Genomic DNA, 13859 nt, shown 5'->3' on the forward strand with positions numbered 1-13859 from the left:
AAAGGGTATTCGGATTTAATAGTGGAAAAGGGCTTATAGTTCGCCCTTCTCCAATTTCTCAATTAAGGTGGAAATGTCGACACCAAGAAGCTCGCCACGCTCACGTTCACGAACAACGCCAACGGGGAACATTTTCTCGAACATCGGATAGTTGTAGTCTCGAAGTTCGTAGTCATCCAAACGTTTCTGATACTTGGGTTTACGTTCCTTTTGAAGTCCTTCTGTAAAGAGTATTTTGGCTCGTAAAGCTTCGAAGGAGTAGCCCCTTCCTAAACGGTTTGTGACACGTATAAGGCTGTTCAGAGACTCCGTATAGGCGTTTGTAATGCGATGGTCGAAGTAGTTGAATATCTCTTCTTCCCAATTCGCCATAGCCTTTGTAAGAGGCTCAAAAGCGGATTGCAGTTCCTTTGGTATCTTGGCTTTCCAATCGTGGTATCTGAGGTACGCTTTCTGTCTGCTGTCGGTATCCCAAATATCGAAAAATGATTCCTTCAAGTCATAAGCAATACCGAGAGAGGGGTGATTCTTCGTCCATAGGTCAAGCGTTATCTTATCCATTTCCGTAAGCTCTTTATGGCGTTTCAAGAGGATAAAGCGGTCGTGCATAAGCCCGCGCCGTTCCTTCGGTGATAAGCCTTCTCTAAGCTGTTTGCGGATGGATTCTAAGGCTTGATTCGCCATACGGACAACGTGAAACTTATCGACGATGATAGTCGCCTTGGGCAGTACAGCTTTCACAGCGTCCTTATACGGTCGCCACATATCCATTGTGACGTATTGTATTCGTCCTCTGTTTGGAAGGCGTGAGAGGTAGCTTACAACCGTTTCCTTATTGCGATTGGGTAGAACGTCTAACAAGGTACGTTCCTCGATGTTGGTTAAAACGCATCTTGGCTTGATAATGTGAATTTCGTCTATTCCAAGCCAATTAGGTGTTTCAAATCGAAGCGTCTCTTCCAGGCGATTGATGTAATCACGAAAGATGTTCCGTATCGTCTTTTCGTTCAGCCCGACATCTTCTGAAATACTGACAAACGTGCGTTTAAGACTTTGCTTCTCGACGTAAGACAATAACCGTTTGGTGCAGTTTCGCTTCTCGTCTATGGTGTGTTCTAATCGTTCCCAAAAAGTTTGATTACATTCACGGCATTTATATCGCTGACGCTTTACAAGAAGCCCTACACGTTTTCCATGAATAGGCAGATCCATACAAAGATGGTCTCTGTTATCATGCTTATACAGATTTGCCACGCATCCACAATGTGGACAAAAAGAAGGTGGAGAGGCTGTCTCCACCTGGATCAGAAAGTCATGTTCATTTTCAGCAAATTGTTTGATATTGAAGTGGGGGAGGTTTAGAATCTCCATTGTGTCACCTTCTACATCTAGTAAGTTAGCTCTTTAAATACTAATCGTTTCTCGTATAACAGAGTAAGCGTCAAACCCTACCCACCTTCGTTCTTTGCAGCAACCATGAGATAATCCTCCTCAGAATCAATTCGGGGGAGGATATTTTATGGCCAGAGAAGATGTACAGAAGAAATGGGAAGAACGAATTGCCGCTTTCCGTGCCAGCGGAGAAAAAGCAGTAAAATGGTGCAAAGCCAATCAGGTGGATCGTCGCGGGCTTTACACTTGGATGAAAAGACTAGGCGGTTCATCTACCGTTGTCACTACTGCCAAGCCAACCACTTTCGTCAAAGCTGTGGTTACTCCTGAGCCGGAACCCAAATCATCCGCTTGTCTTCGCATCAAGATCGGCGCAGCCGTCATCGAGGTCGACGCCGGATTCAATCCCGCCTTGCTTCGCAATGTCGTGCAAGCATTGGAGGACGTATGCTAAGCGAACTGACGACACGGCAAGTTTACCTGGCCTGTGGCAGCACGGATTTACGAAAATCCATCGACGGATTGGCCGCACTCGTCCAAGAGGGACTCGGGCTGAACCCATTCTCTGCATGCCTGTTCGTCTTTTGCAACCGCGAGCGTAACAAATTAAAAATCTTATACTGGGAGCATAACGGTTTCTGGCTGTTCTACCGTAGACTCGAGCGCGGTACGTTCCAGTGGCCCAGGGATCACGGCGATCCGGTAACGGTCACAACTCGCGAGCTCCGCTGGCTGCTGGACGGACTTTCGCTCAGCCAGCGACAGGCTCACCCGAAAGTGGCCGCCACCACCATCATTTAGCAATCTATTCCTTCGTCAAATCGACATATGTGCAGGCAGGCATCGGGGCATCCGTATCGAAATCATAGCGTATGGAGAATCGACCGGAATCCCTTACTCTAGAACAACTTCAACAGCAAAACGCCAAGCAGGAACAGCAAATTGCGGAGCTGTCCGCCAAGCTCAAATGGTACGAGGAGCAGTTCCGTCTTGCGCAGCAGAAGCGTTTCGGTGCTTCCAGCGAGAAGACAAACCTGGATCAGATTGAACTGAATCTGTTCAACGAAGCGGAAGTGCTGGCTACGCCGGCAGGCCAAGAGCCGCCCATGGAAAAGGTGACGTATGAGCGCCGTAAGACGACGGGCAAACGCGAAGCGGACCTAGAGCATCTGCCGGTTGAGACGGTAACGTACACCCTTGCGGAAGACGAGCAGGTATGCGCATGCTGCGGTGGAGCGCTTCACGAGATGACGACCGAGACGCGCAGTGAGATTGCCATCGTGCCGCCGCAAATCAAGGTAGTTCGGCATGTCCGACAGGTGTATGCCTGCCGCCGCTGCGAGCGTGAAGAAATCCACACGCCCATCGTTACAGCGTCGATGCCAAAGCCCGTGTATCCCGGCAGTTTGGCTTCGCCGTCCATCCTATCCCATGTGCTATGCCAGAAATACGTAGACGGCTTGCCGCTCTATCGACAGGAACAGATCTATGCGCGGCTTGGGTATACACTGTCCCGACAGACGATGGCGAACTGGATGATTTATGGTGCCGAGCAGTGGCTGACGCCCATCTTCGCCGCGATGAAAGTCCATCTGCTCAAGCAAGAAGTGCTGCATGCGGATGAGACGACGTTGCAAGTATTACGCGAAGAAGGCAAGTCGGCAGAGTCCACTTCCTATTTGTGGCTGTACCGGACCGGGAGCGGAGTCGCTCCGGCCGTACTCTATGAGTACCAGCGCACCCGAGGCGGGGAGCATCCCCGTAATTTCCTGTCTGGATTCAAAGGCTACCTGCATGTAGACGGCTATCCGGGTTATCACAAGGTCGCGGGCGTCACGCTGGTCGGTTGTTGGGCGCATGCGCGCCGCAAGTACGATGAGGCGCTCAAGGCCGCACCGCCGGAAGCGCGGGGGGCCGAGACGGCATCAGGACAAGGGCTGGCTTACTGCAATCAGCTCTTTGCCATTGAGCGCGAGCTAAAAGAAGTTGCGCCTGACAAGCGCCATGCCGCTCGTCAGGAACGAAGCCGTCCCATCGTGGAGGCGTATTTCGCATGGCTGAAACAGCAACGTTCCCGAACATTGCCTAAGAGCTTGCTTGGGCAGGCGATCACCTACAGCCTGAACCAGTGGGAGAAGTTGACGGCTTTCCTTGCAGATGGACGATTGGAGCTTGACAACAATCGAAGCGAGCGTTCGATCAAGCCATTTGTAATCGGACGCAAGAACTGGTTGTTTGCCAACACGCCACGCGGCGCGAAGGCGAGTGCGGCCATCTACAGCGTCATCGAATCAGCCAAGGAAAACGGACTTCGTCCCTACGACTACTTGAAGTATCTCTTCGAGCAACTACCGCAACTGGCCGGACCGCTAGATCCGCAAACGCTGGAGCCGTATATGCCTTGGTCGCAATCGTTGCCGAACACGTGCCGAATGCATCAGTCTTAATACTTAGCCTACGCCAGCTCCCACTGATCTCAAGGTGGGGGCTATTTGACGCTTACATAACAGATTTTAAACTAATTGAATAATCGTTCTATTCATCTAGGAAACAACCGTTTGATTGAGGGCTTTACTTTTTGATAACGGTAAATCTTGCGTATAAGGCATATCGTAGGCAAGAGCTGTTTCAGCTTTCGCCAATTCTTTCCCCAGATATGCTGCGTGATCCAAACGAGAAAGCAAACCGCGCTTGATTGCTGTATTTGCAATATCACTGGCTAGTTTTCCTTCAATAACTTCATTCAGAGTCCCATCCAGGATGTAATGTTCACACCTAATTGATTTCTTATTTCGATCAAGAATAACTAGGAAAAATCCCTCTGGGTCATGAACCCACTCATCATTTTTAAGACGTTCTGCTTTCACTATTTTGGGTTCTTGAATTATCGGAAGAAGCATTACTGGGTCCCCATTTGGCTTGCCCTCATAAGCACGAACTACCTGATGCAATCGTTCGACATCTCGTGTTCCAATTTCATCAACGATTTTCACTCGTTGGCGAAAAATTTCGATCTCTTTCAAGGTAATATTCTTGAGCACCGGGCGAGGTCCAACTGCGCCTATAATCCGATACTTATCGTCTATCCCATTTTCTTTTAATGACAAAATGGCTTGCCCTGCTTGATGACCACGAGAGTCGCGCCCACATAGTATTAAGTGTGAAATATTGGGATTCGCGGTAACATTTCGAATCAAGCGTTCTATTCCTAGATTTTCTGTCGATAAGGTACCAACAATAGATATATGATTTAGTAATCCGGAACCTTGTATTTCGGACGGGAGATCTGTATCGGCTAAAGTACATATTGCAACAAAAGATGTATCATTTCCGACTAGATAATTTCCTTCTGCTATTGGCCATTTTTGTTCCTGCTGGGTCGAGGGGGAGGCCACATTGCTATCGTTGGGATCCACTGTTCCACAAACGGATTGTTTCTGAACTTCGGTTTTAAGTTCACAGCTGCAATTTGAGGGGTGCGTATTCTTCGATTTATTTTCATCACAACCACATGCTGTATTATTTACTTGTGGTTCACCTTCGCACGAATCGTCATCACACCCACACGCAGTACTGTTTACTTGGGGTTGACTTCCGCATGCATTGTCATTACAGCCACATGCAGCTCCATTGATTTCAATTTCATTCGATCCATTAATCAATGAACTAAAATGATTGTACGGCTTAATTGGGAAACAAACTTCACACCCAAGACAGTTATGTCTAACTTTGTTCCCTTCGTCAACCCACTGTTTTAAATCCAGTTGAACTTCTTTTGCAATCGGTTTATCTATATCTTCTAGATCTTGCTCAACGGCTGTCATCACGTCAAGTACACATTCACATCCTACACATTTAGGGATCTTTCGTATTGTGTCTAATTGTTTATGAATGCTTTTAATGCCTTCTGTTATGCCCATCATCAACTCTCCTTGTATGCTAATCAATTATTTTTGATTAGAATGCCAATCCATAGGTAAATCCTCACCAATGATAAAAAATTTCATCACTCGTTACCTATGGCATTGGCTTTATTCATCTGATACTTCCGGAGAACCATCGCATTTGCAATAACAACCAAGGCGCTTCCTTCGTTAAGAAGCAAACCTGTAGTCAGGCTCATCACTCCGGTCAAGGCTGTAACAATAAGGAGGGCTACAAGAGCTAATGAAAACCCGATATTTTGATGTATTTTCGCAACGGTCTTACGGCTAAGTTTGATCAGATAAACCAGTTGATCCAAATTATCCTGCATCAATGCGATATCAGCCGTTTCCAAAGCAACGTCTGTCCCTTGGACTCCCATCGCGATCCCCACATCGGCCTGAGCCAGTGCAGGCGCATCGTTTACACCGTCACCCACCATCGCAACAAGACCGTACTTCTTTTGCAGTTCTTTAATCGCTGTAATTTTATCTTCCGGCAGTAATTCTGCCCGTACCTCATCCACGCCAAGTTCCCGGCCAATGGCTTCACCAGTAAGCCGGTTATCGCCCGTAAGCATGACGATTCGTTTTACACCGGTAGTTTTCAGACGTTGAATCGCTTGTTTTGCGTTTTCTTTCGGTCGATCCGCTATCGCGATTAATCCAAGTACAAGATCAGCAGTTCCCAAAAGCGTGACGGTCTTTCCTTGTCCTTGAAGTGTTTCAATTTGTTTTAATTGATCTTGATTCAGTTTTACATTCAATTCGCTGAACAACCGGGGACTGCCGATATAGTATGTGGTTCTATTTATGCTGCCTTTAGCTCCCCGTCCGGTTAATGTGTCGAACTCTTCAACACCTGGAAGATTTATGTTTCTTTTTGAAGCTTCTTGAAGAATTGCCTCAGCCAAAGGGTGTTCAGAAAGTTTTTCAAGCGCACCGGCAATTCCCAGCAGTTTTTCTTTTGATAAATCGGAGACAGATACAATATCCGTTACCGAAGGCTTTCCGACGGTTAATGTACCCGTTTTATCAAATGCGACCACTTGGATGTGACTGGCCGTTTCCATATAGCTGCCGCCTTTTACCATAACCCCGTTTCGCGCCGCATTTCCTACACCAGTTACGACAGCTACTGGAACTGAAAGCACTAGAGAACAGGAGCATGAAACAACCAATACGATTAACGCTCTATATAGCCACGTGTCAAACGGTTGGCCAAAGAAAAGGGTTGGTATAACAACCATTAAAACGGCGATCACGAACATGATCGGCGTGTAGACTTCACCAAAGCGTTCACTGAAACGTTGTGCTTTTCCTTTATCTCCTTGTGCATTTGCCACTAATTCAATGATTTTTGACAAGGTGGTATCCTGCGCCAATTTCGTCACTTCAATTTCCAAAGCACCGCGGCCATTCATTGTGGAAGCATATACTTCATCGCCTGATATTTTTGCAACCGGAATGGATTCTCCTGTGATTGTCGATTGATCCGCTGTAGACGTACCGCTTACAACAACCCCATCTACTGGTATTTTCTCCCCTGGTCGGACCAGAACCCGATCGCCAATCTCGACTTCATCGGCTAGTATGCGAACTTCGCGGCCTTCCCGTAAAACGGTTGCTTCCCGGGGTGCCAGTTCCACAAGCGCTCGGACGGAATCCCTGGCTTTATTTACTGCATAAGCTTCCAACACTTCACCTAAGGAGAAGATGACCACAAGACCTGCGGCTTCTTCCCACAATCCCAGATAGATGGCCCCGATAACTCCGACAATAAGCAGAGTATTTATGGAAAGTTTTCTCCTTCTCAAGTCCATCCATGCACTCTTGGCTGGGTAAATACCCCCAATAATAATTGCAACACCATACAATGCAACAGCCCATATTTCCGGTAAACCTAGGAAAAGTTCTGAGATTAATGTAAAGACTGTTGTGATCCCTGAAATAATCAGCAATACCGTTCTTGGTTGTTTCCACCATTTTGACTTACTCATGTTGAGCCCTCCCTTTATCATTGTCTAATTTCAAGTCAAATCACTATTCATCAATTTTTTTGATTAGGAATTTATGTTTAATCAACTTTCCCTTTCTCCTAGGAAAATAAGCTTTCAATTATAACTGCAAGCCAAGTTTTTGATTACGCCAGGTAATCGCATATATATTAGGATCTCGGATCAATTTATTATTTAACGACTGGATGTCCGATTTTCTTTAAATTTTCCTCGATTTTTTCACGGGGCAATTGAGAATCATCATATGTGACGGTTAATTTCTCAGCAATAAAGTTTACCTCTGCTTTCTCAACCCCGTTTAGCTTCGCTACCGTTTTTTCGATATCCTTTGCACAGGAAGGACAATCCATACCACTTACTCGAAGAACTTCTTTCTTCATTTATTCCATTCCTCCTTAATTAAAGGTGTTTATCAACTTTTTTTGATTTGAATAACATAAGTAATTCCAATTTCATTCTAAAAGGCAAAAGATTACCTGGCATAACCAAAAACTTAATAATGCAGTAACAGTTGAACGGGTTTCATGAGTAACCGGGACATCGTAAGTTGTTAATCTAAGAATCCCCAATACAAGTCAGAGTATTATGACATCAAAAAAAATTGATGTGAATCTTAAAATAAAAAGCCAGCACCGAAACACTCGCTTTTTATCATTGGGACAAGGCATGAACCTGTTCCAATATTTTAGGATTTCGAAGGCTGTAATGACTCCATGAACCGTGGATTTCGCGATCGATAACTCCAGCGTCAAGCAATATTTTAAGGTGATACGATACTTTGGACTGGCTCAGGTCCAATAATTCTTCAAACTCACAGGTGCACAAATCAGATTGCTTTGAAAGCAAGTAAACCATTTTTAAACGAATTGGATCACTAAAAGCCTTTGTCACAGAAGCTATTCTTTGAATTGCCTCTTCTTGTGGAAGGGGCACATCACCTCGACGGACTCTTGGAATATCCGTTATGCATTGATCCAAGGCCCACACCCCCTAATCAATTTTTTTTGATATGTTTATGAATCCATAATACTCCTGTCGAAAACATAAGTCAACTCCGTCCTTGACCTCTAGTATATTCTTTATGCTTGCTGCATATAGAGGAAACCATCCGAAATGGAGATGTAAAATAATCACAGTTACTAATTGCAGTAACACAATCTAGCGCAAAAAAAAGTACGTTATTTAATCCGATTTTATACTTTAATATCTGTGCTTAACTTTTCACCATAAAATCCGAATAGCCTATAAAAAAAGCTATGCTCGAAAAAATGTTTGTGTAGGAGGTGTGAACGCGCAATGGTCTTTAACAAAGAATCTGATTTTGAGGAAGCTTTGATTGAGGTGCTGTCGCACAAAGGCTGGGAATCTAAGGTTTTAAAGAATCCCTCTGAAGAAGATTTGATAAAAAACTGGGCGGATATTCTTTTTGAAAACAACAGAGGGATTGATCGTTTGAATAATTATCCTCTAACAAGCGGCGAGATGCAACAGATTATGGAGCAGATCACGACACTTCGTACGCCTTTGAAATTAAACGGATTTATCAATGGTAGAACTGTAGCCGTTATTCGAGATAATCCTGACGACATTCTGCACTTCGGGAAAGAAGTCAGCCTCAAAATTTACGACCGCCGTGAAATCGCTGCCGGACAAAGCCGTTATCAGATTGCACAACAGCCTAAATATAAGAGCAAGTCCAAGATATTAAATGATCGCCGCGGCGACTTGATGCTCTTGATCAACGGTATGCCGGTTATTCATATCGAGCTGAAGCGCAACGGCGTTTCGGTCAGCCAGGCTTATAATCAAATCGAAAAATACTCCGATGAAGGGATTTTCACCGGATTATTTTCACTGATTCAAATATTTGTTGCTATGGAACCGGCAGAAACCGTTTATTTCGCCAATCCAGGAATGGACGGAAAGTTCAATAAAGATTTCTATTTTCACTGGGCAGATTTTAATAACGAGCCTATTAATGATTGGAAAACGATTGCTTCTTCACTACTTTCCATTCCAATGGCACACCGGCTTATCGGCTTTTACACTGTCGCCGATGACACCGATGGCGTATTGAAAGTCATGCGTAGTTATCAATACTATGCAGCAAATGCGATTTCTGACCGTGTTTCCAAAACCAACTGGGACGGTCGAGATAGGCTTGGCGGATATGTTTGGCATACCACAGGGTCTGGCAAGACGATGACAAGTTTTAAGTCGGCGCAATTGATTGCAAACTCCAAAGATGCCGATAAAGTCATCTTCCTAATGGACAGAATTGAACTTGGAACTCAGTCCTTAAAAGAGTATCGCGGTTTTGCAGATGAAAATGAGTCCGTTCAGGCAACGGAAGATACGATTGTATTAATTTCAAAACTAAAAAGCGACGACCCGGCCAATACACTTATCGTCACATCTATTCAGAAAATGAGCAATATCAAGGACGAAGAAGACGGATTAAATGCTCATGATATTAAGATAATGAATTCCAAGAGAATTGTTATTATTGTCGATGAGGCGCATCGCACTACCTTTGGAGATATGCTCCAAAATATTAAGGATTCTTTTCCGTCTGCTGTTTTCTTTGGATTTTCAGGAACACCCATTCAGGATGAAAACCAGAAAAACATGAACACTACCTCGACCATCTTCGGTAACGAGTTGCACAGGTACAGCATTGCCGACGGGATTCGTGATAAAAATGTTCTTGGATTTGATCCTTATAAAGTGTTGACCTACAGAGATCGGGATATTCGGCAGGCTGTTGCTTTGGAGCGGGCAAAAGCCTCTACTGTTGAAGAAGCTCTAGCTGATCCTGATAAGAGCGAAGTCTTTTATAAATATATGAATTCCTCTCAAGTAAAAATGGCGGGCTATATCGGTAATGATGGAAAGTATGTGTATGGTATAGAGGACTATTTGCCAAAATCCCAATATCAAAGGGAAGAACATCGGAGTACTGTTATTCGTGACATTGCAGATAACTGGATGACATTAAGCCATAATAGCAAGTTTCATGCAATCTTTGCTACAAGCAGCATTCCGGAGGCGATCCGCTATTACCGAATAATAAAACAAGCCATACCCACATTAAAGGTTACCTGCTTGTTTGACCCAAGCATCGACAATAAAGGCGGAGTAGCATTCAAAGAGGATGGTCTTGTTGAAATCATCGGGGATTATAACGTCAGATACAAACAGGAATTTAGTCTGAAGAGATACGACCAGCTGAAAAAGGACATTGCTGCAAGACTTGCTCACAAAAAGCCATATCAATTTATTGAGAGAACACCCGAAATGCAGCTTGATCTTCTGATTGTAGTCAACCAGATGCTTACAGGCTTCGATTCCAAGTGGATTAACACGCTATATATGGATAAGATGCTTGAATACGAAAATATCATTCAGGCATTCTCGCGCACCAATCGTTTGTTCGGCCCGGAAAAGCCTTTTGGAACGATAAGATACTACAGGTATCCGCATACAATGGAGCAAAACATCGAAAAAGCTGTGAAGACCTATTCTGGCGATAAGCCAATTGGATTGTTTGTAGAACGGCTTGAGTATAACTTAAACAAGCTGAATGCAATTTTTGATGATATCAGTGAACTGTTCGCTCGTTCTGGGATTCCGAACTTTGAAAAACTGCCGGATGATCGTTCGGAGCGCGGTAAATTTGCCTCGCTCTTCAAATCATTCAATGACTATCTGGAAGCTTCAAAAATTCAAGGTTTTAAGTGGAATCAATCAACTTACCCGTTCAGCCATGGCAGTGGTAAGCCAAAGACTCGAGTCGAAATGAAACTGGATGAAAATACTTATTTGGTTCTGGCTATGCGGTATAAAGAGCTGTTCGGCGGCGGCGGCGGCGGGGGTGGCGGCGACGATGTTCCTTTCGAGATCGTTGGTTACCTGACGGAGATTGATACCGGGAGAATCGATTCAGATTATATGAACTCGCGTTTTGAAAAGTTTCAGAGAATTCTTACTCAAGATAATGTAGATGAAGCTGAAATACGGAAGACGCTTGATGATCTGCACAAGTCATTCGCTACATTGACGCAGGAAGAACAAAAGTATGCAAATATCTTTCTTCACGATGTTGAAAGCGGAAATGCCAAGATGGAAAGTGGTAAAACTTTCAGGGAATACGTCACTGAATATCAATTCAGAGCAAAGAATGACCAAATCAGGCGTGTTTCACGATTCTTAGGGGTGGATGAAAGGAAGCTCCGCAATCTGATGGCTTCAAATGTAACTGAGGCAAGCATCAACGAATTCGGTCGTTTTGATGATTTGAAGGCCTCCGTAGACAAAGCCAAGGCAAAGGATTATTTTGAGAAATTAGAAAACGCTAATATACCGATCTTTAAGATCAACATAAAAGTACATAATTTGCTCCAGGAGTTCGTTCTTAAAGATGGGTTTGATATTGAAGAGCGGGAGATTAAAAATGAGTGACGACCAACTCTTTGGAGGCAATACTTTCATGACAAAGCAAGTCATTTGAATTTTATTATACAGCGTTGGTGTTGTTATGTAGCCATTGCCTATACCATTATGAACTGTACTATGATCCAGATGAATGGGAGCCCCTAAAGGGAGTTACCATTCATCTGGATCTTCGTCGTTATTATTAATTGATAAATAAAAAATATTGTTGATTAGTTTAACAGTCCGAAACTTGTTGTTTAAATTCATGGACTTCTCACAAGTTATAACAATAACCTCTTGGCGGATTGACGGATCAGCGATTTCCGCTTCTCTACTTTGATTCGAAATGATTGCCTTATACACTTGTCGACCAGACACGAAGAACACCGGACATACACTAATAAAGTCCGTCTTCACGTAAATCGCAATGACGATCAGTACAATTGCAATGGTGACCATTAGGTTTATTCCCGATGCTTGATCTATGGAGACTAAGGGGAGCAGTAATGTCATTAAGAAAAATGAATAGTCATTCACACTTAAACGTTCATATTTTCTGACTGACACATTCATACCTATTTCCCTAGCCCGTAATTGACGATCATAACCGCTGAAAAGCCACATGGCAACCAAGCGGTAGATGAGCAGTGATATGACGATTATCCCCGCTATAACAATTACGTCAAAGACCGTTTTATCCATATGTTTAGCCAACCATGTTGCCCAATTCGTTTGCTTGAAGAAGTCGTTACTGTCGATAAATCTGTAGATCATAATAAGGACTAAGGGAAGGTAGGCTGTCGCCCATAAAATGACCTGTTCACGCTTGCCCCACATATTTCTCTCCCTCCCAAAGAGGACTTACATACCCCCTAAGAATTATTCTTCGTAAGCAACCGCCACCTTGAAGTCTTCGGTTACGAATGACTTTACGATCTTATCTGCAAAGAAATGTAATAAAGCCCTGGGGGAAGCATCCTCTTTAAAGATAATCTTACGGTTATCCAGATCAATGTATTCGAACAATTCCCAAATGGTGCTGTACTTCTTCTTATACCGTTCCTGCTCAGCTTGATCCGCAGGAAGGTTCGCTTTGATTTGCGACAGTTCAGTACATCTAGCCTCAAAATTGGTCTGAATAGCCGTTAAGGTGTCGCGTTTAATTTGAGCTAACCCCCGTGAGTGGATATACCTTTTACAGGACTCCTCGAATTTCCCCTTGTTCGAATCCTCACCATCAAAGAACGGCATTGAAATAATCTCAGTCAAGTTCCGATCTCGCTGTTCATTAATATGATCACGATAATCAAAAGCGAACTCAAAATTTCGGACATTTATTATGAAAATAAAATCTCCGACAACAAAGAAATCAATGTTGCCCCCTAGATCGACTATAGTATCCTCAGTAAAAATGAATTGATTGGCATTTTTAATAACCATCAACTTTTTACTTGAAGTACGCATGCTATTTTTTCTAACACCTCGATAATAACAAAAATACGCAGTTTGCTCACCTAAGTTTAGCTTTACTATTTGAAAACTGGTGTGCTTTTCTGGATACTCAGGGTCAGGACTCCGAAGTGTTGCTGTCAGCTTTCTAACTTTATCTAGAAGCCCCTGATCTTCAGATAATTCAAACTTAGCAATTCGGTCATTTATCTTAATTTCATAGTTGTAGTTTCCGATTAGGAAAACCTTACTTTCGGTATCATCAAGTTCCCTCAACCCCTGCAAGGTTTTGACAATACTTTTCTTGACCCACTTAATAACATCTGGAGCAAGTTGAATACCAGAAGATTGATAAAAAGAATCGGCTTCCTTTTGCATTCTTACAAGGTGGAAAGACAGATCGACGTTATTCAAAGATTCGTCCGTCAACTCCAGATTACTAATTTTATAAATGATATTATCATTGTGGTTTAAATCCATCCCCCATCGCCTCCACACACTAATATTCGACAAAAGGAAAGGTTTTCCTCCATTGTAATTGCCGAATCATGCTGGGATTTGATAAGGGTTGTCGCAGAATGCGAAGGAAATGTTAGCGTACAAATTTATTGTCAGAGAGTCCGATTTTGCTTGAAAAATGAAA

General features: G+C 43.6%; 11 protein-coding genes. 4 read left to right on the forward strand and 7 right to left on the reverse strand.

All coding sequences use genetic code 11. The features are described from left to right. Nucleotides 1–33 precede the first annotated feature (33 nt). Nucleotides 34–1371 carry an ISL3 family transposase gene (locus ABC336_RS21185; protein ID WP_029594550.1) on the reverse strand — a complete coding sequence of 446 codons (1338 nt, stop codon included), beginning with the start codon at nucleotides 1369–1371 and terminating at the stop codon, nucleotides 34–36. A gap of 148 nt (nucleotides 1372–1519) precedes the next feature. On the opposite strand from ABC336_RS21185, the gene tnpA reads away from it, so the two are divergent. The 3 genes from tnpA to tnpC all read left to right on the forward strand — a co-directional run bounded on the left by tnpA (nucleotide 1520) and on the right by tnpC (nucleotide 3839). Continuing rightward, on the forward strand, nucleotides 1520–1846 hold the full coding sequence (tnpA, locus tag ABC336_RS21190) for an IS66 family insertion sequence element accessory protein TnpA (RefSeq protein WP_094051093.1): 327 nt from the start codon (nucleotides 1520–1522) through the stop codon (nucleotides 1844–1846). After that, nucleotides 1840–2193 carry an IS66 family insertion sequence element accessory protein TnpB gene (gene tnpB, locus ABC336_RS21195; protein WP_094051092.1) on the forward strand — a complete coding sequence of 118 codons (354 nt, stop codon included), beginning with the start codon at nucleotides 1840–1842 and terminating at the stop codon, nucleotides 2191–2193. The genes tnpA and tnpB overlap by 7 nt, the downstream gene beginning before the upstream one ends. Nucleotides 2194–2264: 71 nt before the next feature. Continuing rightward, on the forward strand, nucleotides 2265–3839 hold the full coding sequence (gene tnpC / locus ABC336_RS21200) for an IS66 family transposase (RefSeq protein WP_249861988.1): 1575 nt from the start codon (nucleotides 2265–2267) through the stop codon (nucleotides 3837–3839). 96 nt (nucleotides 3840–3935) lie between these two features. On the opposite strand, the gene ABC336_RS21205 is transcribed toward tnpC, so the two are convergent. The 4 genes from ABC336_RS21205 to ABC336_RS21220 form a co-directional block, all read right to left on the reverse strand. Beyond that, on the reverse strand, nucleotides 3936–5315 hold the full coding sequence (locus ABC336_RS21205) for a DUF4346 domain-containing protein (protein WP_082707470.1): 1380 nt from the start codon (nucleotides 5313–5315) through the stop codon (nucleotides 3936–3938). Between the two features lie 83 nt (nucleotides 5316–5398). After that, nucleotides 5399–7315, reverse strand: coding sequence for a heavy metal translocating P-type ATPase (locus ABC336_RS21210; RefSeq protein WP_074727106.1), 1917 nt, complete (start codon nucleotides 7313–7315; stop codon nucleotides 5399–5401). A gap of 188 nt (nucleotides 7316–7503) precedes the next feature. After that, nucleotides 7504–7713, reverse strand: coding sequence for a heavy-metal-associated domain-containing protein (locus ABC336_RS21215; protein WP_029594547.1), 210 nt, complete (start codon nucleotides 7711–7713; stop codon nucleotides 7504–7506). 271 nt (nucleotides 7714–7984) lie between these two features. Beyond that, nucleotides 7985–8311 carry an ArsR/SmtB family transcription factor gene (locus ABC336_RS21220; RefSeq protein ID WP_051627660.1) on the reverse strand — a complete coding sequence of 109 codons (327 nt, stop codon included), beginning with the start codon at nucleotides 8309–8311 and terminating at the stop codon, nucleotides 7985–7987. Between the two features lie 318 nt (nucleotides 8312–8629). Between ABC336_RS21220 and ABC336_RS21225 the strand changes: the two genes are divergently transcribed. Beyond that, a complete protein-coding gene (locus ABC336_RS21225; protein ID WP_413240524.1) occupies nucleotides 8630–11794 on the forward strand; it encodes a type I restriction endonuclease subunit R, EcoR124 family in 3165 nt (1054 codons plus the stop codon). Nucleotides 11795–11938: 144 nt separating this feature from the next. On the opposite strand, the gene ABC336_RS21230 is transcribed toward ABC336_RS21225, so the two are convergent. Together ABC336_RS21230 and ABC336_RS21235 are read right to left on the reverse strand one after the other, a co-directional pair. Then, complete coding sequence (locus tag ABC336_RS21230) at nucleotides 11939–12604, reverse strand: hypothetical protein (protein ID WP_413240525.1); 666 nt, start codon at nucleotides 12602–12604, stop codon at nucleotides 11939–11941. Nucleotides 12605–12646: 42 nt separating this feature from the next. Further along, nucleotides 12647–13696, reverse strand: coding sequence for a Kiwa anti-phage protein KwaB-like domain-containing protein (locus ABC336_RS21235; protein ID WP_413240526.1), 1050 nt, complete (start codon nucleotides 13694–13696; stop codon nucleotides 12647–12649). Nucleotides 13697–13859 lie beyond the last annotated feature (163 nt).

The sequence above is a fragment of the Paenibacillus jepli genome (assembly GCF_047238105.1).
Classification (GTDB): Bacteria; Bacillota; Bacilli; order Paenibacillales; family Paenibacillaceae; genus Paenibacillus_D.

What these genes read in the sequence shown, in the direction of transcription:
- ABC336_RS21185 (WP_029594550.1), bottom strand. Translation starts at nt 1,371, where the DNA reads ATGGAGATTCTAAACCTCCCCCACTTCAATATCAAACAATTTGCTGAA.
- tnpA (WP_094051093.1), top strand. Translation starts at nt 1,520, where the DNA reads ATGGCCAGAGAAGATGTACAGAAGAAATGGGAAGAACGAATTGCCGCT.
- tnpB (WP_094051092.1), top strand. Translation starts at nt 1,840, where the DNA reads ATGCTAAGCGAACTGACGACACGGCAAGTTTACCTGGCCTGTGGCAGC.
- tnpC (WP_249861988.1), top strand. Translation starts at nt 2,265, where the DNA reads ATGGAGAATCGACCGGAATCCCTTACTCTAGAACAACTTCAACAGCAA.
- ABC336_RS21205 (WP_082707470.1), bottom strand. Translation starts at nt 5,315, where the DNA reads ATGATGGGCATAACAGAAGGCATTAAAAGCATTCATAAACAATTAGAC.
- ABC336_RS21210 (WP_074727106.1), bottom strand. Translation starts at nt 7,315, where the DNA reads ATGAGTAAGTCAAAATGGTGGAAACAACCAAGAACGGTATTGCTGATT.
- ABC336_RS21215 (WP_029594547.1), bottom strand. Translation starts at nt 7,713, where the DNA reads ATGAAGAAAGAAGTTCTTCGAGTAAGTGGTATGGATTGTCCTTCCTGT.
- ABC336_RS21225 (WP_413240524.1), top strand. Translation starts at nt 8,630, where the DNA reads ATGGTCTTTAACAAAGAATCTGATTTTGAGGAAGCTTTGATTGAGGTG.
- ABC336_RS21230 (WP_413240525.1), bottom strand. Translation starts at nt 12,604, where the DNA reads ATGTGGGGCAAGCGTGAACAGGTCATTTTATGGGCGACAGCCTACCTT.
- ABC336_RS21235 (WP_413240526.1), bottom strand. Translation starts at nt 13,696, where the DNA reads ATGGATTTAAACCACAATGATAATATCATTTATAAAATTAGTAATCTG.